The sequence below is a fragment of the Streptomyces sp. NPDC006296 genome (assembly GCF_040613235.1).
GTDB lineage: Bacteria > Actinomycetota > Actinomycetes > Streptomycetales > Streptomycetaceae > Streptomyces.
Genome location: NZ_JBEXRT010000004.1, coordinates 130792 through 147422 on the forward strand (window position 1 = coordinate 130792; position 16631 = coordinate 147422).

The window sequence follows — 16631 nt, forward strand, 5'->3', positions numbered from 1 at the left end:
GATGACGATCCTCGTGGTGACCGGTACCGGCACCGAGATCGGCAAGACGATCGTGACCGCGGCCGTGGCGGCGGCGTCCCGGGACCGCCGGGTCGCGGTGCTCAAGCCGGCCCAGACGGGGCTCGCCCCGGGCGAACCGGGGGACGCGGCCGAGGTGGCCCGGTTGGCGGGCGCCCATGTCACCGCGGTCGAACTGGCCCGTTTCCCGGAGCCGTTGGCGCCGGAGACCGCGGCACGCCGAGCGGGCCTCACGCCCGTACGCCCGTACGAGATCGCCGAGGCCGCCCAGAAGCTCGCGACGGAGCACGACCTCGTGCTGGTCGAGGGCGCGGGCGGGCTGCTCGTCCGCTACGACGAGCAGGGGGCCACCCTCGCGGACGCCGCACGGCTGATGGGGGCGCCCGTGCTGGTGGTGGCACCCGCGGGCCTCGGAACGCTCAACGCCACCGCGCTCACCACGGAGGCGCTGCGGACCCGGGGGCTGTCCTGCCCCGGGGTCGTGGTGGGGAGCATGCCCGCCGAGCCGGACCTGGCCGCGCGCTGCAACACGGCCGATCTGCCGGTCGCCGCGGGCGTTCCGCTGCTCGGTGCGGTGCCGGCCGGGGCCGGAGCGCTGGAACCGGCCGACTTCCGTGCAAGGGCGGCCGGTTGGCTGGCACCGGAGCTGGGCGGGAACCGTCCCGCGGGATGACCTGCGGCGTACGGCCGGCCGCGCACACACCGGGCGGGCTGCCCGGCCGCCGCGGGCCGTACCAGGGGGCCGCGTGCGTCTGGGCTCCCCCACGCCGTCGGCCGGGGGGCGGCGGGGGGCCTGGAGGCCTCGGCAAGGTCGGCCGCGGCGGGCGGTGCGGGAAGCCTGGGAGGCCCGCAACCCCCCGCCCGGTCGGCCGCAGCGGGCCGTAGCGCGCCGGGCGTCCCGGTCAGAGGCTCCAGCGGCGCAGCTCTTCGGCGATGATCCGGACGTCCGCCTTGCCCTCCTTCACCAGCCGGGCCAGGTCACGGACCTGCTCGGGGGAGGTGATGACCTTCAGGCCGGACGCGATGAGATAGCCGTAGGCGACGGCGGAGGCGAACATCGCGTTGGAGTGTTCGAGTGCGGGCACGTGCAGGAGGAGCTGCAGCAGGGCCGCCGCCCGGGAGTGCGGATCGCTGTAGACGGGGCTGCCGAAGATCTCCGCCTCGTGCCGGCTGACGGCCGCGACGAGCGCGCCCCAGTCGACGACCTGCGGATCACCGGGCGTCTTGTGCTCGGCGACCATGAGCAGCCAGGAAAGGTCGATCTGCAGGTTCAACGGCTGCCTTCGCGCTCCGGGCCGAACTCCTCGGCGAACACCGACTCGTACTGCTTCATGAAGTCGGCCGCGGCTTCGACGAAGGTGTGTCCCACCTCGCCCGCATCCTGTTTGACGAGTTCCTCTATGTAACGGTTCACGCTCATCCCCCGCTGCAGGGCGCGCTGTCGCGCCGCCTCGGCCGTGGCCTCGTCCACTCGAACGTTCAGCTGAGTCTTGGGCACGCCCTCACGCTAGCGCGCGTCCGCTAGCACCCGCAAGGGGAACGGGGGCGCGCACGGACGGCCGGGGAGGCGGCCCGGGAATGCGGTCGCCCGGCGCCCGCGCCCTCTGCTTGGGTCGGACCATGACCGACCTCGACATGCGCCCCGCCGGCCCCTCCGACATCGACGCCGTGCTGCGGTTCTGGCGCGCGGCGGCGGAGGGCACGAGCATCACCGACGACGAGGACGGTGTGGCGCGGCTCCTCGCGCGGGACCCCGGGGCCCTGATCCTGGCGGAGCGCGACGGCCGGATCGCCGGAACCGTCATAGCGGGCTTCGACGGGTGGCGGTGTTCCGTGTACCGGCTGGCCGTACGTCCGGACTGCCGTCGGCAGGGCGTCGCCACCGCCCTGATGAGCGCTGCGGAGCAACGATTCCTCGCCGTGGGCGGGCGGCGGATCGACGCGATGGTGCTGGAGGCCAACGAGCGGGCGCACCGCACATGGGGCTCGGCTGGTTACCATCGCGAGGACCACTGGCGGCGCTGGGTGAAGGCCCTCCGACCTCACCCGGGACCGCCGGCGACCTGAGACCCTGCACAGAACAGTACGCCGGACCGGCTTTTTGCTGATCCTTTACTATTGATCCTTCGACCGTCCGACCCTTTCGAAAGGTGTGAGCGTCCGCCCATGGGCGAGCCCCCCAGTAGTCGACACCACCGACTTCGCGCGATCATCCCTCCCCCGTCCGATCACGGGACGGAGGCGAACCGATGACCGAAGTGCTCCTGCTCCTCCTGGCGCTGCTGCTCTCGCTCGCCTGCGGCGCGTTCGTCGCGGCCGAGTTCTCCCTGACCACCGTGGAGCGCGCTGATCTCGAAAAGGCCGTGGAGCGCGGGGATCGCGGAGCGGCGGGAGCCCTCAAGGCCGTCCGCAGCCTCACCTACCAGCTCTCCGGCGCCCAGCTCGGGATCACCGTCACCAATCTGATCGTGGGCATGCTCTCCGAGCCGTCCATCTCGAAGCTGATCCGCGGACCGGTGGAGGCGACCGGGCTGTCGCCCGCCGTGTCCTCCTCGCTGGCCCTGGTCATCGGCACCGCCCTGTCCACGGTGGTCCTGATGGTGGTCGGTGAGCTCGTCCCGAAGAACTGGGCGATCTCCTCGCCGCTGGCCGTCGCACGGACGGTCGCCGCCCCGCAGCGCGCGTTCACGGCGGTCTTCCGGCCCTTCATCAGCCATCTGAACAACACCGCCAACCGGATCGTGCGGCGCTTCGGCCTGGAGCCGGCCGAGGAGCTGGCCTCGGCGCGCAGCCCCCAGGAGCTGGTGGCCCTCGCGCGCCACTCCGCCAAGGAGGGCGCGCTGGAGGCGGACACCGCCGAGCTCTTCGTCCGCACCCTCAACCTGTCCGAACTGACGGCGGAGAACGTGATGACCCCCCGCGTCCAGGTCACCGCACTGGACGTGCAGGCGACCGCCGAGGACGTCGCGAACGCCACCCGGGCCACCGGCCTGTCCCGGTTCCCCGTCTACCGGGGCAGCCTGGACACCGTGGTCGGCGTCGCGCACATCAAGGACGTACTGGCCGTTCCCGCGGACCAGCGGCCCCGCAAGCGGGTCTCGGACATGCTCCGCGAACCGCTGCTCGTGCCGGAGACCCTCACCGTGGACCGGCTGCTGGACCGCCTCTCCGGAAAGCTGGCGATGGCCGTCGTCATCGACGAGTACGGCGGCACCGCGGGTGTCGTCACGCTGGAGGACATCGTGGAGGAAGTCGTCGGCGAGGTGCGGGACGAACACGATCCGCACGAGACCCCCGACCTGGCGCCCGCGGGCGAGGACGCGGACGGGCGCACGCTGTGGTCCGCCGACGGCGCGGCCCGTACCGACCAGCTCCGCACCATCGGGCTGCGGGTGCCGGACGGCCCGTACGAGACGCTCGCCGGCCTGATCGCCACCGAGGTCGGCCGGATCCCCGTGGTCGGCGACACCGTCGAGCTCGCGGGCTGGCGGATCGACGTGGTGGACGCCTCGGGACACCGCGCCGCGCGTGCGCTGCTGCACGCGCCGCTGCCCGGTGACGACGAGCCGGCGGAGGACGAACGATGACCGCCGTCCAGCTCTTCATCGGCCTTCTGACTCTGGTGGTCAACGCGTTCTTCGTCGGCGCGGAGTTCGCGCTGATCTCCGTGCGCCGCAGCCAGATCGAGCCCGCGGCCGAGGCCGGGGACCGGCGGGCGCGCAGCGTCATCTGGGGCCTGGAACACGTGTCCGCGCTGCTCGCGGCGGCGCAGCTGGGCATCACGCTCTGCACCCTGGTGCTGGGTGTCGTCGCCGAGCCCGCCATCGCCCATCTGCTGGAACCCGTCTTCGACACGGTGGGCGTGCCGCACGGGCTGGTGCACCCGATCTCGTTCGTCATCGCGCTGACGGTGGCGACCTACCTGCACATGCTGCTGGGCGAGATGGTGCCGAAGAACATCGCGCTCGCCGAGCCGGCCCGCACCGCGCTGCTGCTCGGGCCGCCGCTGGTGACCCTGGCCAGGGCGCTGAAGCCGGTGATCTTCGCGATCAACGCCTTCGCGAACACGCTGCTGAAGCTGTTGCGGGTGGAGACGAAGGACGAGGTGTCCGCCACGTTCTCCGACGACGAGCTGGCGCGTCTCGTCAAGGACGCCGAGGACTCCGGGCTCGTCGACGACCGCTCGGCGGACCGTCTGCGGCACGCACTGGAACTGGGCCGTCGCCCGGTGCGCGACGTCCTGCTCCCGGTCGACCGGGTGCTGTCCACCAGGGTCGGCACGACCCCGGAGGAGCTGGAGCGGCTCTCGCACGAGTCGGGCTTCTCGCGCTTCCCGGTGATGGACAGCGAGCAGCACATCGTCGGGTACCTCCATGTGAAGGACGCCCTGGACGCCGCCCCGCGCGACGTTCCGTTCCCGGTGACGGCGCTGCGGCCGATCGCCCGGGTGCGTGCGGCGACCCCGCTGGACGACGTGCTGACCGCGCTGCGGCGCAGCCGGACGCACCTGGCGGCGGTGCTCGACGAGGACGGCCGGCTGGCCGGCATGATCACGATGGAGGACGTGCTGCGCGAGCTGGTGGGCAGGCAGCAGACCCGCTGACACCGGTTCGATGAGCGAAGGGGCGCGGCCGTGGCCGCGCCCCTTCCGCGTCCCGCGCGCCTTCTCCGTTCCGGCCGTGCACCCTCCCGCATCCCTCCCACGCCCCGGTCGTGCACCGGACGGACCGCGTCCCGGCCCTGGCCGAAGACCGGCCGTGGGCCCCGGATGCGGACCCTCGTCGCGGTACGATCGGCAGCGCCATGGAAATGAATGCCTCCTACACCAGTTTCGTCGCGGTCGGCGACTCGTTCACCGAGGGCATGTCGGACCTGTTGCCCGACGGTTCCTACCGCGGCTGGGCCGATGTGCTGGCCGCCCGTCTCGCGGCCCGCACCCCCGGATTCCGGTACGCCAATCTCGCCGTCCGGGGCAAGCTGATCCGCCAGATCGTGGACGAGCAGGTCGCGGTCGCCGCCGCACTGCGGCCGGACGTGATCACCCTCGTCGGCGGGCTGAACGACACCCTGCGGCCGAAGTGCGACATGGGGATGGTCCGCGGCCGGCTGGAGGAGGCGGTGGAGCGCCTCGCACCGGCGTGCGGGACCCTGGTGCTGATGCGCAGCCCCGGCCGGAACGGTCCGGTGATGGAACGCTTCCGCCCGCGCATGGAGGAGCTGTTCTCCCTGGTCGGAGAGCTGGCCGAGCGCCATGGCGCACTGGTGGCCGATCTGTACGGAGCGCCGTCGCTCGGTGATCCGCGCATGTGGGACGTCGACCGGCTGCATCTGACCGCCGAGGGGCACCGCAGGGTCTCCGAGGCCGTCTGGCAGACGCTGGGGCTGCCGGCGGAGAGCGACTGGCGGACCCCGGTGCCCGCGTCGGTGCCGGTGCGCTGGACGCGCAGGCGGGTCGATGACGTCCGGTTCGCCCGGCAGCATCTGATGCCCTGGATCGGGCGGCGCCTGACCGGACGCTCGTCCGGTGACGGCCGGGCCGGCGCCCAGTTCGACGCGGGGCTCGGGAAGGCGTTCTGGATCACCCCCGACGAGGGGGCGGCCCCCGGCCCGGTGACGGGCTGGCGGCGGCTCGACGGCTGACGGTCCTTCGTAGGAAGCCACATGCCGGACCGCGGCGCGGACCTGCAGAAACCGCCAGTAGAATCGGGACACGTGACTGCTGTGTCTGCGAAGCCTCGCATCCCCAATGTCCTGGCCGGCCGCTATGCCTCCACGGAGCTGGCCGTCCTCTGGTCCCCCGAGCAGAAGGTGAAGCTGGAACGTCAGCTGTGGCTGGCGGTGCTGCGCGCTCAGAAGGACCTCGGGATCGAGGTGCCCGACGCGGCTCTGGCCGACTACGAGCGCGTGATCGACCAGGTCGACCTCGCCTCGATCGCCGAGCGGGAGAAGGTCACCCGGCACGACGTGAAGGCGCGGATCGAGGAGTTCAACGCGCTCGCCGGCCACGAGCAGGTCCACAAGGGCATGACGTCCCGGGACCTCACCGAGAACGTGGAGCAGCTGCAGATCCGGCTCTCGCTGGAGCTCGTGCGCGACCGCACGGTGGCGGTGCTCGCACGGCTGGGCAGGCTCGCCGGGGAGTACGGCGAGCTGGTCATGGCGGGCCGTTCGCACAACGTCGCCGCGCAGGCGACCACGCTCGGCAAGCGCTTCGCCACCGCCGCGGACGAGCTGCTGGTGGCGTACGGCCGGCTGGAGGACCTGCTCGGCCGCTACCCGCTGCGCGGCATCAAGGGCCCCGTCGGCACGGCGCAGGACATGCTGGACCTGCTCGGCGGTGACGCCGGCAAGCTGGCCGAGCTGGAGCAGCGCATCGCCGGGCACCTCGGCTTCGCGCACGCCTTCACCTCGGTGGGCCAGGTCTACCCGCGTTCCCTCGACTACGACGTGGTGACCGCGCTGGTGCAGCTGGCCGCCGCGCCCTCCTCGGTCGCCAAGACCGTCCGGCTGATGGCCGGGCACGAGCTGGTGACGGAGGGCTTCAAGCCCGGCCAGGTCGGTTCCTCGGCGATGCCGCACAAGATGAACACCCGCTCCTGCGAGCGTGTGAACGGCCTGATGGTGATCCTGCGCGGGTACGCCTCGATGACGGGCGAGCTGGCGGGCGACCAGTGGAACGAGGGCGATGTGTCCTGCTCCGTGGTCCGCCGGGTCGCGCTGCCGGACGCGTTCTTCGCGTTCGACGGTCTGCTGGAGACCTTCCTCACCGTGCTCGACGAGTTCGGTGCCTTCCCCGCGGTCGTGGCGCGTGAGCTGGACCGCTACCTCCCCTTCCTCGCCACGACCAAGGTGCTGATGGGCGCGGTGCGGGCCGGGGTCGGGCGCGAGGTCGCGCACGAGGCGATCAAGGAGAACGCGGTCGCCTCGGCGCTCGCCATGCGGGAGCAGGGCGCCGAGCGCAACGAGCTGCTGGACAAGCTGGCCGCCGACGAGCGGATCCCCCTCGACCGCGCGGAGCTGGACGCCCTGATGGCGGACAAGCTCTCCTTCACCGGTGCGGCGGGCGACCAGATCGCCGCTCTGGTGTCCAGGATCGAGGAGATCGCCAAGCAGCACCCGGCGGCCGCCGCCTACGCTCCCGGCTCCATCCTCTGACGGCCGGCTCCCCCGCCGGATGACCCCCGAAGAGCTGTCGGCCGCCCGCGACCGCGTCGTACCCGACGTGGTCGCGGGCGGTCCGCGTGTGGTGTTCTGCGGTATCAACCCGAGCCTCATGACGGCCGCGACGGGCCATCACTTCGCCCATCCGGGCAACCGGTTCTGGCCCGTCCTGCACCGGTCGGGTTTCACGCCCCGGCAGCTGAAGCCCTCGGAGCAGGGGGAGCTCCCGGGGTACGGGCTGGGCCTCACCAATGTGGTGGCGCGGGCCACGGCACGGGCGGACGAGCTGGAGCCGGAGGAGTTCCGTGCGGGCGGGCGCCTGCTGACGGCCAAGGTCGAGGCCTGGGGGCCGGCCTGGCTCGCGGTCGTCGGGGTCACCGCCTATCGCGCCGCGTTCGGCGACCGGCGCGCGCCGATCGGCCCGCAGGAACGGACCGTCGGCGGCGCCCGTGTGTGGGTGCTGCCCAATCCGAGCGGTCTGAACGCGCACTGGACCGTGAGCGGCATGGCGGACGCCTACGCCCGGCTGCGGGAGGCGGCCGACGGCACCGGGGACGCCCCGCGGTAGGACCGGGCGGGAGCACCGTCGGGAAGTGGCGGCTCCGGGGGGCGTGCCGCAGCGGTACGCCGGTCAGGGCGGGTCCACCACGGTGACGACGACGCCCAGCTCGCCATCCGGTCCGTCGTCGTCCGGATAGCGCACCAGCGCCGTCCACCGGTCCTCCGTACGCCACAGCAGCAGGTGCTCGCAGCTCGCCACGGGCCCGGCCCAGGGCTCGGCTATCGCCTCCCCCGCAGCCATCCGTTCCTGTGCGCTCCACAGGCTGACCGGCTGGGGTTCTCCCCACCGCAGGGTCAGGAGGGTGAGCAGCGCCTCGTGTGCGGCGACGCGGTGCGCACGCCGTGCGAGGCGGTCGGCCTCGTCCCCCTCGTCGCGTCGGTCCGCGTCGGGCAGCAGGGCCGTGTGGTAGCCCGGACCGCTGACTCCGCAGGCCGACGCCACCCGCTCCGGGGGGAATTCCTCGGTGCGCATCCCGTCGATGAGGCGGAGGTGATCTGCGGTGGTCATACCGTCAGTAAACCTTCCCGTACCGACACTTGGCCGTTCCCCGGCCGGCGGAGCAGCCCCGGCCGCCCGGTCCGGGAGGGTCATGGACCGGACGGGCGGACGCCCGCGGGTCCACAGGCCGGCCCGCATCGGGACGGAGGCGGCACGGCCCGGCACGGCTGTGGGCCGCGCGCCCTGGCGCGGCTCTGGGCCGCGACCCGGCCCGGCTCGTCCCGCTCGGCACGGCTCCGGGCGCGACCGCGTCCGGGACGGGTGCCGCCGACGGTCCGGTCCGGCCGGTCCCGGTCCCGTCGCGCAGGCGGGGTGGAGGCGCTGCCGTGGGCCCCGCGGAGCTCCTTCCCCGTGCTGGTCGCCGCATCGGGGGTCAGCGAGTACGATCCGGCAGACACGCGCACGACCTGGGAGGACACGCGGTGGGCAGGCTGACCGGTGGGGACCCGTCTCTGCTGCGGAGAATCAACTCCGCCGTGGTGCTGCACGCCCTGCGCGGAGCGGACTCGCCCACGCTCACCGATCTGACGCAGATCACCGGTCTGTCCCGGCCCACCGTCGAGGGCGTCGTCGAGGGGCTGTTCGCCGCCGGGCTCGTGGTGGAGGCGCTGCCCGACGGGTCCGGAGCCCGGCGGCAGGGCCGTCCGGCCAGGCGCTTCAGGTTCCGTGCCGAGGCCGGGCACCTCATGGGTGTCGAGATCGGCCCGCACCGGGTCTCGGCCCTGCTGTCCGGCCTGGACGGCCGGATCGTCGGCGCGGGCTCCCGCGAGGTCTCCGAGTCCGCGGGCGCCGACGACCGGATCGACCAGGTCAGAGCCGTGATCGCCGATGTGCTGCGGCGCACCGGGGTGGTGCGGAGCAGTTTGCGTGCCGTGGGCGTGGGCAGCCCCGGCATCGTCGAGGCGGACGGCACCGTGCGGCTGGGCACGGCGTTGCCGGACTGGACGGGGCTCGCGCTCGGTGAGCGGCTGCGGCGTTCCTTCCGGTGCCCCGTGCTGGTGGAGAACGACGCCAACGCCGCCGCGGTGGCGGAGCACTGGAAGGGGGCGGCGACCGGGTCGGACGACATCGTGTTCGTGCTGGCGGGCCTGAGCCCCGGTGCGGGTTCGCTGATCGGCGGACGGCTGCACCGCGGTTTCGGCGGTGCGGCCGGAGAGATCGGTGCCCTGCACCTCCTGGGGCGCGACGTCACGCCGGAGCATCTGCTCTCGACGACGGACACCCCGCTCGTCCCGCTGGACGAGCAGGCGGTGGCCGCGGTCTTCGCGGAGGCCAGGAGCGGCGACGCCGGAGCGCAGGCCGCCGTCGCACGCTTCATCCAACGGCTGGTGCACGATGTCGCGGCCCTGGTGCTGGCCCTCGACCCGGAGCTCGTGGTGATCGGCGGATGGGCCGCCGGCCTGGACGGTGTCCTCGTTCCGCTCCGCGACGAGCTCGCCCGCTACTGCCTGCGGCCTCCCCGGGTGGCCCTGTCGCTGCTCGGCGAGGCCGCCGTCGCCACCGGTGCGCTGCGGCTGGCCCTGGACCACGTGGAGGAGGAACTCTTCACGGTGGAGGGCACGGTGACGGCCCGCCGCTGAACGCGACGGGCCGTACGGAGGAACCGGCGGCACGGTGCCGCACCGGGGCCCCGCCCGGAGGGGCGGCGACCCGCCACCGGGCGCGGGGTCAGGACGCCCGGCGCTCCTGCTCCTCGTGGCTGATCTCCAGCGCACCGGAGTCCCCGAAGGTGAGCCGGCAGGTGTCGGCGCGGTAGGTGGCGACGGAGACGGCGGCGGTGCCGGCGGGGGCGAGATACCGGGTGGTGACGACGAGGACGGGGGCGCCGGGGAGCCGGTCGAGCTCCTTGGCGTCGTCGGCGCGGGCCGATCCGAGCTCGACCGACCGGTCCTGGCCGACGAGGTCGAGACGGTGGAGTTCCCGCACCACGTTGCGGGCCCGGACGGGTCCGGACGGCGCCTCTATGCCGGAGAGTTCGGGCACCGAGGAGGCGGGGACGTAGAGGAGCTCGGCGGCCACGACCTGGCCCTGGGCGACGCGGATGCGGCGCACCACGTGCAGCGGCTCCCCGGCGTCGGCGTCGAGCATGGCGCAGACCGCGGCAGGGGCCTCCGCCGTGGTGCAGTCGAGCGGCTGCCAGGCCTCGTCGGCGTCGTCCGCGGCGCCGCTGTGCCGGGCACCGGTGACGGCCACGCCGACCCGGGGCGGGGCGACGGTCGTGCCCACGCCGCGGCGCCGCTGGAGCCTGCCTTCGAGCTCCAGTTGCTCCAGCGCCTGGCGGAGCGTGGCGCGGGCGACTCCGAAACGCGCGGCCAGGTCCCGCTCGTTGGGCAGGACCTCCCCGACCGTGAAGTCCGAGTCCAGTGCCTCACTGAGCACGGTCTTGAGGTGCCAGTACTTCGGCTCCTGCACCGACCCCGGCTGCGTGGTCCCCACCCTGTCCTCCGCATCCGCCCGGTGGCGTGTTCTCCGTGACGCTATTTATGAAAGGTTCCTGCCTTATCCCTCAGACCTTAGGACGGCGAACCACCTTGGTCAAGACCAATCCTCCCCCGGTGACGCTGTGGATCGGTGCACTGCCCCAGAGCGTTCACAGGACGTTCGCGCACAGGTGGGACGGGTGCACGGCAGGCCCGGCGGGGCGGGGCGCCGGCGTACGGAGGTCCACGGCCGCCCTCACCGGGCGGGCCCGCGGGGCGCGCCGGACGGGCGGGAAGGTGCCGGGCGGGCCCCCGGGGCGTGTCGGGCGGGCGCCGCCCGTCAGATCCGCGGAACCCCGTCGGCGTGGCGCGAAAGTCCCGCCCGCACCCCGGCCAGCTTGTCCGGGTTGCGCATCAGGTGCACGCACCGGATGACGCCGCCCTCGACCTCGGTCTGGAACACCGTGTCCACCACCCCGTCCGCGGTGAACACCAGGGCGGGGCCGCCGTTGAGCTCCAGGAGGCGCACCTCCACCTCGGCGGCCCGCTCCTGCGCGACGGCGAGGAGGAAGCGGCCGACCTTGTCCGCGGTCTCGATGATCCGCAGCGGGGCCTTCGCCTTCCCTCCGCTGTCGCTGACGAGGCGGACGTCCGGGGCGAGCAGGGCGAGCAGCCGCTCCAGGTCTCCGCCGGACGCCGCGGCGAGGAAGCGTTCGGTCAGGTCCCGCCGCACGGCCGGATCCACCTCGTAGCGCGGTCTGCGCTCCTCGACATGGCGTCTGGCCCGGCCGGCGAGCTGCCGGACGGCGGCCTCGGACCGGTCGAGTGCGGCGCCGATCTCCGCGTACGGGAAGCCGAAGGCCTCGCGCAGGACGAAGACCGCACGCTCCGGCGGGGAGAGCGTCTCGAGGACGACGAGCACGGCGAGCGACACCGAGTCGGCGAGCATCGCGCGCTCGGCGGAGTCGGGGACGGCGGGGCCGAACGCGGTGACCACCGGTTCGGGGAGCCAGGGCCCCACGTACGCCTCGCGCCGGGACCGCAGATGGCGCAGCCGGTCGACGGCCAGCCGCGTGGTGATGCGCACGAGATAGGCCCTCGGCTCCCGTACGTCCGCGCGCCCGGCCGAGGACCAGCGCAGCCAGGCTTCCTGCACCACGTCCTCGGCGTCGGTGATCCGGCCCAGCATCCGGTAGGCGACGCCCGTGAGGAGGGCCCGGTGCTCCTCGAAGGGCTCGGGCGGGGCGTCGGCGGTCACCGGTCCATCCCAGCCGACGTGCAGCCGGGTGTCCAGCGGGATTCCCGCCGCGCCTCCGGACGGCCCGCACCGGCGCGCCCGGACCGTGCCGCGGAGCACGGACCCGGGGCGGGCGGCGGCCGAGGCGCGGGGCGGGCGCGTCCATTGTTCATCCGCGGTTGGTGTGTTCGCCGCCGCCGGGGACCGGAGCGCTTCGTCCGGATCGGGCTGGATCGGACGGAAGGGCCCGGTGCCGCACCCCGGGCCGGCAGCTCTCCCGCCTTCTGGAGGCGCATCGATGTCGAACCGTCCGCTGACACCCGCCCCCGGCCGCCGCACCGTACTGCGCGGTTCGCTCCTGGCCTCGGCCGCGGTCGCCGTGCCCGCGGCGGTCACCGCCGCCCCGGCGTTCGCGCTGTCCGGCCGGCCGAGCGCCGGGTGGGGCGTGCAGGTCGGGGACGTGACGGCGTCGTCCGCGCTGGTGTGGGTGCGCGCGGACCGCCCCGCCCTGATTGTGGTGGAGACGTCCGCGACGGAGTCCTTCCGCCGCGCCCGGACCTGGCACGGCCCCCTGGTCGGGCCCCGTACGGACTTCACCGGGACGACCCCGCTCCACGGGCTGCCGGCCGGCGAGCAGGTGCACTACCGGGTCACCCTCGTGGACCCGCACGATCCCCGGCGCTCCGGCAGGCCGGTGTACGGGACCTTCCGCACCGCCCCGGCGGTGCGCCGCGACGGGGTGCGCTTCCTCTGGTCCGGTGACATCGCGGGGCAGGGCTGGGGCATCAACCCGGACATCGGCGGCTACCGGGTCTACGACGAGATGCGGCGGCTGGACCCGGACTTCTTCCTGTGCAGCGGGGACAACATCTACGCGGACGGGGTCATCGAGCCCCGCGTGACGCTGCCCGACGGGCGGGTCTGGCGCAACATCACCACCCCGGAGAAGGCGAAGGTCGCCGAGACCCTGGACGAGTACCGCGGGAACTTCCGCTACAACCTCCTCGACGAGCATCTGCGGGCGTTCAACGCGCAGGTCCCGTCGATCGTCCAGTGGGACGACCACGAGGTGCGCAACAACTGGTACCCGGGGCAGATCCTGGACGACCCCCGCTACACCGAGAAGGACGTGGACCTGCTCGCGGCGCGGTCGGTGCGGGCGTTCCGCGAGTACTTCCCGGTCCCCACCCTCCAGGGCGCCCCGCAGGAGAGGCGCATGCACCGCGTGGTGCGGCACGGTCCGCTGCTCGACGTGTTCGTGCTGGACATGCGGTCCTTCCGCAACGCGAACTCGCCCAACCGCCGGCCGGACGACACGACGGGCATCCTCGGCGCCGAGCAGCTGGAGTGGCTCAAGCGGGAGCTCTGCCGGTCGCGTGCCGTGTGGAAGGTGATCGCCGCCGACATGCCGCTGGGCCTGGTGGTCCCGGACGGGGAGACGGACTTCGAGGCGGTCGCGCAGGGCGATCCGGGTGCGCCGCTGGGCCGGGAACTCCAGATCGCGGAGCTGCTGCGCCACATCAAGCACCGGCGCATCACCGGTACGGTCTGGCTCACGGCCGACGTGCACTACACCTCGGCGCAGCACTACGCGCCCGAGCGCGCGGCCTTCCAGGACTTCGCTCCGTTCTGGGAGTTCGTCTCGGGCCCGCTGGCGGCGGGCGGCTTCCCCGCGAACGCGCTGGACGGCACGTTCGGTCCGGAGCAGGTCTTCGTGCGGGCGCCGGACCGGGCGAACGTGTCCCCCATGGAGCAGCCGCAGTATTTCGGCGAGGTGGAGATCGACGGTGGCAGCGGTGAGCTGACCGTCCGGCTCAGGGCTCAGGGCGGCACGGTCCTGTTCACCCGGGTGCTGCAGCCGGGCCGCACCGGGCAGTGACGGCCGGCCGGCCCAGGGGCGGGAATCGTGCCAGGTCAGGGGGACCCTGGGGGCGCGGCAAGGTCCGCGGGAGAGGGCCGGCTCCAGGTGTAACCCATCGGTCACAGTGCGTTCGTGGTCAGGCAACACCGCTCGGTCACAGTGAGGGCATGACTGATGTGACGTACCCGAAGAGCGCCCGCCGTCCGCACCACTGGCGGCGGGACCTGATCGAGCTGGCCGCCCTGTTCACCGCCGTGGCCGTGGCGGACGCGATCGCCAATCTGATCGGGCACCAGCCGGACGGCCCCTACCTGCTCATGGCCTCGGCGGTGGCCCTGGCCGCCACGGCCGCGTTCCACACCTGGTGGGCACGGCGGAACAGCCACGCACCGCCGGACCCCGATACGGACGCCGGCGCCGCGGAGCTCCCCTCCGCCGGCCCCGACGCGGCGGCCGGGACGGTGCTGTGGCGGATGCGGACGACGGTGCAGGACGCCCCCGGCACCCTCGCCGCCCTGTGCGTGGCCCTGGCCCGGCACCGGGTCGACATCCTCACCCTGCAGACCCACCCGCTGGCCGAGGGCACGGTCGACGAGTTCCTGCTGCGGGCGCCGGCGACGCTGCCGGCCCAGCAGCTCACCCGGGAGATCTCCGCCGCGGGCGGCTCGGCCACCTGGATCGAGCGGGCGGACGCCCACGACCTGGTGGACACCCCCACCCGGGTGCTCGGCCTCGCGACGCGCACCGCGCTGGACGCCGCCGAACTGCCGCTGGCCCTGCGCCAGCTGCTGGGCCGGTGCACCATCCACTCGCTGCCGGCCCGGTCCTTCACCGGCCGCCCCACCGGGGAGAGCGCGCCCGTGGAGGGCGTCCTGGAGGACACCGTGATGCGGCTGCGCGACCCTTCCGGCGGTGTCATCAGCGTCGAGCGCCCCTATCTCCCCTTCACCCCGACCGAGTTCGCCCGCGCCCGGGCCCTGGTCGAGCTCGACGCCCGGCTCGGCCCGCGCGTGCCGCGCGGCGAGGACGTGCTGACGCTGCCCGAGGGCAACGAGATCACCGTGCGGCGCGCGGACCGGAGCGATCTCGATGCGGCGCTGGCCATGCACGGCCGCTGCTCCGAGCGCACCCTCGGTCTGCGCTACCACGGTCCGGTCCGTGACGCCGACCGCTATCTGGACCACCTGCTGAGCCCTCGGTTCGGCCGCACGCTCGCCGTGCAGACCGACTCGGGACGGATGGTGGCACTCGGTCACCTGCTCTGGGACGGCGACGAGACGGAGGTGGCCCTCCTCGTCGAGGACGACTGGCAGCGCCGGGGCATCGGCGCGGAGCTGCTCGGCCGGCTGGTGGCCCTGGCCGTCGAGGCGGGCTGCGAGAGCGTGTACGCGGTGACGCAGGCCCACAACACGGGGATGGTCGCCGCCATGCGGGCGCTCTCGCTGCCCCTCGACTACCAGATCGAGGAGGGGACCCTCGTCATCACCGCCCGGCTCACCCCGGCTGCCGCCCGGCGGCCGGCGCCGGAACCGGTGACCCGGTCGGAGGCGCCGTCACACCCGTCGTCGCCGCGGACGGAACAGCAGCCGCGGACGGAACAGCCGTCTATGACCGGGCGGCTCCCTCGGGACGCGTCGCCGTCGTCGTCGGATCCGACGGAACAGCGTCTGCGTCGCTGAGCGCCCGGCTGAGGTCCGCCCAGAGGTCGTCGACGTCCTCCAGGCCGACCGACATGCGCAGGAGACGGTCGACGACGCCGGCGGCCCGCCGGTCTCCCTCACCCACGATGCGGTGGCTGATGGAGGCCGGATGCTGGATGAGGGTGTCCACACTGCCGAGGCTCACGGCGGGGGTGATCAGCCGGACTCCCGCGATGATCCGGTGCGGGTCCCCGCACACCTCGAAGGACACCATCGCACCGCCCACCTCCGGGTAGTGGACCCGTGCGACGCGGGGGTCGGCCGCGAGCCTCCGGGCCAGCTCGGCCGCCGAGGCCGACGCCGCCCGGACCCGTACGGGCAGGGTGGACAGGCCGCGCAGCAGCAGATAGCCGGCCATCGGGTGCAGCACGCCGCCGGTGGCGAAGCGCACCTGCCGCAGCGTCGCGGCGAACTCCTCGTCGCAGGCGACGACGCCGCCCATCACGTCGCCGTGGCCGCCCAGGTACTTGGTGGCGCTGTGCAGCACGATCCGCGCACCGTGTTCGAGGGGCCGTTGCAGCACGGGCGTGGCGAAGGTGCTGTCGACGAGGAGCGGCACCGTGCCGCAGGAGTGCGCCACGGCCCGGATGTCGATCTCGGCCAGGGTCGGGTTGGCCGGCGTCTCGACCATGACCAGTCCGGTGTCCGGGCGGATCGCGTCGGCGATGCCCGCCGGATCCGTCCAGGTCACCTCGGTGCCGAGCAGCCCGGCGCCCAGGAGGTGGTCGCTGCACCCGTAGAGCGGCCGTACGGCGACGACATGGCGCAGCCCCAGGCTCGCCCGGGCCAGCAGCACGGCGGTGAGCGCGGCCATCCCGCTGGCGAAGGCGACCGCGCTCTCAGCGCCTTCGAGCCGGGCCAGGGCCGTCTCGAAGCGGGCCGTGGTCGGGTTGTCCAGCCGTGCGTAGACGGGCGGGCCGTCGGGCCTGGCCCCGGTGGCGGCGAAGGCGTCGATGCGCGCCGCCTCGTCCCGGGAGTCGTAGGAGGGGTAGGTGGTGGACAGGTCGATCGGCGCGGCGTGCAGGCCCTGGGCGGCGAGATCGTCGCGTCCGGCGTGCACGGCTTCGGTGGCGAGCGCTCTGGACCGGAACGGGGACCGGGGCGAGGTGGCTTCGGAGTCCATGGCGTCAGACTGAACAGTGACCGGCCGGTAGCGCTCGAACGCCGTGCTACG

16 protein-coding genes are annotated in these 16631 nt (G+C 73.6%); 10 read left to right on the top strand and 6 right to left on the bottom strand.

What is annotated here, in order from left to right:
* Position 1: 1 nt before the first annotated feature.
* Complete coding sequence (gene bioD / locus ABZ172_RS04290; protein WP_356880035.1) at positions 2–691, top strand: dethiobiotin synthase; 690 nt, start codon at positions 2–4, stop codon at positions 689–691.
* Positions 692–920: 229 nt separating this feature from the next.
* On the opposite strand, the gene ABZ172_RS04295 is transcribed toward bioD, so the two are convergent.
* Both ABZ172_RS04295 and ABZ172_RS04300 read right to left on the bottom strand, forming a co-directional pair.
* The gene (locus tag ABZ172_RS04295; protein ID WP_356880037.1) at positions 921–1292 is read right to left on the bottom strand and encodes a fic family toxin-antitoxin system, toxin component; all 372 of its coding nucleotides are present in this window, start codon (positions 1290–1292) and stop codon (positions 921–923) included.
* A complete protein-coding gene (locus ABZ172_RS04300; protein WP_356880039.1) occupies positions 1289–1516 on the bottom strand; it encodes an antitoxin in 228 nt (75 codons plus the stop codon). Before ABZ172_RS04300 ends, ABZ172_RS04295 begins: the two co-directional genes overlap by 4 nt.
* Before the next feature lie 122 nt (positions 1517–1638).
* Here ABZ172_RS04300 and ABZ172_RS04305 point away from each other — a divergent pair, with 122 nt between their 5' ends.
* The 6 genes from ABZ172_RS04305 to mug all read left to right on the top strand — a co-directional run bounded on the left by ABZ172_RS04305 (position 1639) and on the right by mug (position 7747).
* Positions 1639–2085, top strand: a complete 447-nt coding sequence (locus ABZ172_RS04305; RefSeq protein ID WP_356880041.1) for a GNAT family N-acetyltransferase — start codon at positions 1639–1641, stop codon at positions 2083–2085.
* A 182-nt stretch (positions 2086–2267) separates the two neighbouring features.
* Entirely contained in the window at positions 2268–3605 is a 1338-nt protein-coding gene (locus ABZ172_RS04310) for a hemolysin family protein (protein ID WP_356880044.1), read from the top strand.
* Positions 3602–4621, top strand: a complete 1020-nt coding sequence (locus ABZ172_RS04315; RefSeq protein WP_356880046.1) for a hemolysin family protein — start codon at positions 3602–3604, stop codon at positions 4619–4621. The genes ABZ172_RS04310 and ABZ172_RS04315 overlap by 4 nt, the downstream gene beginning before the upstream one ends.
* A gap of 200 nt (positions 4622–4821) precedes the next feature.
* The gene (locus ABZ172_RS04320; protein WP_356880048.1) at positions 4822–5658 is read left to right on the top strand and encodes an SGNH/GDSL hydrolase family protein; all 837 of its coding nucleotides are present in this window, start codon (positions 4822–4824) and stop codon (positions 5656–5658) included.
* Positions 5659–5730: 72 nt separating this feature from the next.
* On the top strand, positions 5731–7173 hold the full coding sequence (purB, locus tag ABZ172_RS04325) for an adenylosuccinate lyase (protein WP_356880050.1): 1443 nt from the start codon (positions 5731–5733) through the stop codon (positions 7171–7173).
* Positions 7174–7192: 19 nt separating this feature from the next.
* Positions 7193–7747 carry a G/U mismatch-specific DNA glycosylase gene (mug, locus tag ABZ172_RS04330; RefSeq protein ID WP_356880052.1) on the top strand — a complete coding sequence of 185 codons (555 nt, stop codon included), beginning with the start codon at positions 7193–7195 and terminating at the stop codon, positions 7745–7747.
* A 63-nt stretch (positions 7748–7810) separates the two neighbouring features.
* On the opposite strand, the gene ABZ172_RS04335 is transcribed toward mug, so the two are convergent.
* On the bottom strand, positions 7811–8248 hold the full coding sequence (locus ABZ172_RS04335) for a hypothetical protein (RefSeq protein WP_356880054.1): 438 nt from the start codon (positions 8246–8248) through the stop codon (positions 7811–7813).
* A gap of 413 nt (positions 8249–8661) precedes the next feature.
* On the opposite strand from ABZ172_RS04335, the gene ABZ172_RS04340 reads away from it, so the two are divergent.
* Entirely contained in the window at positions 8662–9819 is a 1158-nt protein-coding gene (locus tag ABZ172_RS04340) for an ROK family protein (protein WP_356880056.1), read from the top strand.
* An 88-nt stretch (positions 9820–9907) separates the two neighbouring features.
* On the opposite strand, the gene ABZ172_RS04345 is transcribed toward ABZ172_RS04340, so the two are convergent.
* Both ABZ172_RS04345 and sigJ read right to left on the bottom strand, forming a co-directional pair.
* Positions 9908–10675, bottom strand: coding sequence for a GntR family transcriptional regulator (locus ABZ172_RS04345; protein WP_356880058.1), 768 nt, complete (start codon positions 10673–10675; stop codon positions 9908–9910).
* Between the two features lie 324 nt (positions 10676–10999).
* Positions 11000–11917 carry an RNA polymerase sigma factor SigJ gene (gene sigJ, locus ABZ172_RS04350; protein ID WP_356880060.1) on the bottom strand — a complete coding sequence of 306 codons (918 nt, stop codon included), beginning with the start codon at positions 11915–11917 and terminating at the stop codon, positions 11000–11002.
* A gap of 277 nt (positions 11918–12194) precedes the next feature.
* Between sigJ and ABZ172_RS04355 the strand changes: the two genes are divergently transcribed.
* Both ABZ172_RS04355 and ABZ172_RS04360 read left to right on the top strand, forming a co-directional pair.
* The gene (locus tag ABZ172_RS04355) at positions 12195–13775 is read left to right on the top strand and encodes an alkaline phosphatase D family protein (RefSeq protein ID WP_356880062.1); all 1581 of its coding nucleotides are present in this window, start codon (positions 12195–12197) and stop codon (positions 13773–13775) included.
* Positions 13776–13933: 158 nt separating this feature from the next.
* The gene (locus ABZ172_RS04360) at positions 13934–15436 is read left to right on the top strand and encodes a GNAT family N-acetyltransferase (RefSeq protein WP_356880225.1); all 1503 of its coding nucleotides are present in this window, start codon (positions 13934–13936) and stop codon (positions 15434–15436) included.
* Here ABZ172_RS04360 and ABZ172_RS04365 read toward each other — a convergent pair.
* On the bottom strand, positions 15363–16580 hold the full coding sequence (locus tag ABZ172_RS04365; RefSeq protein WP_356880064.1) for a PLP-dependent transferase: 1218 nt from the start codon (positions 16578–16580) through the stop codon (positions 15363–15365). The two genes, ABZ172_RS04360 and ABZ172_RS04365, sit on opposite strands and share 74 nt — an antisense overlap.
* Positions 16581–16631: the final 51 nt, after the last annotated feature.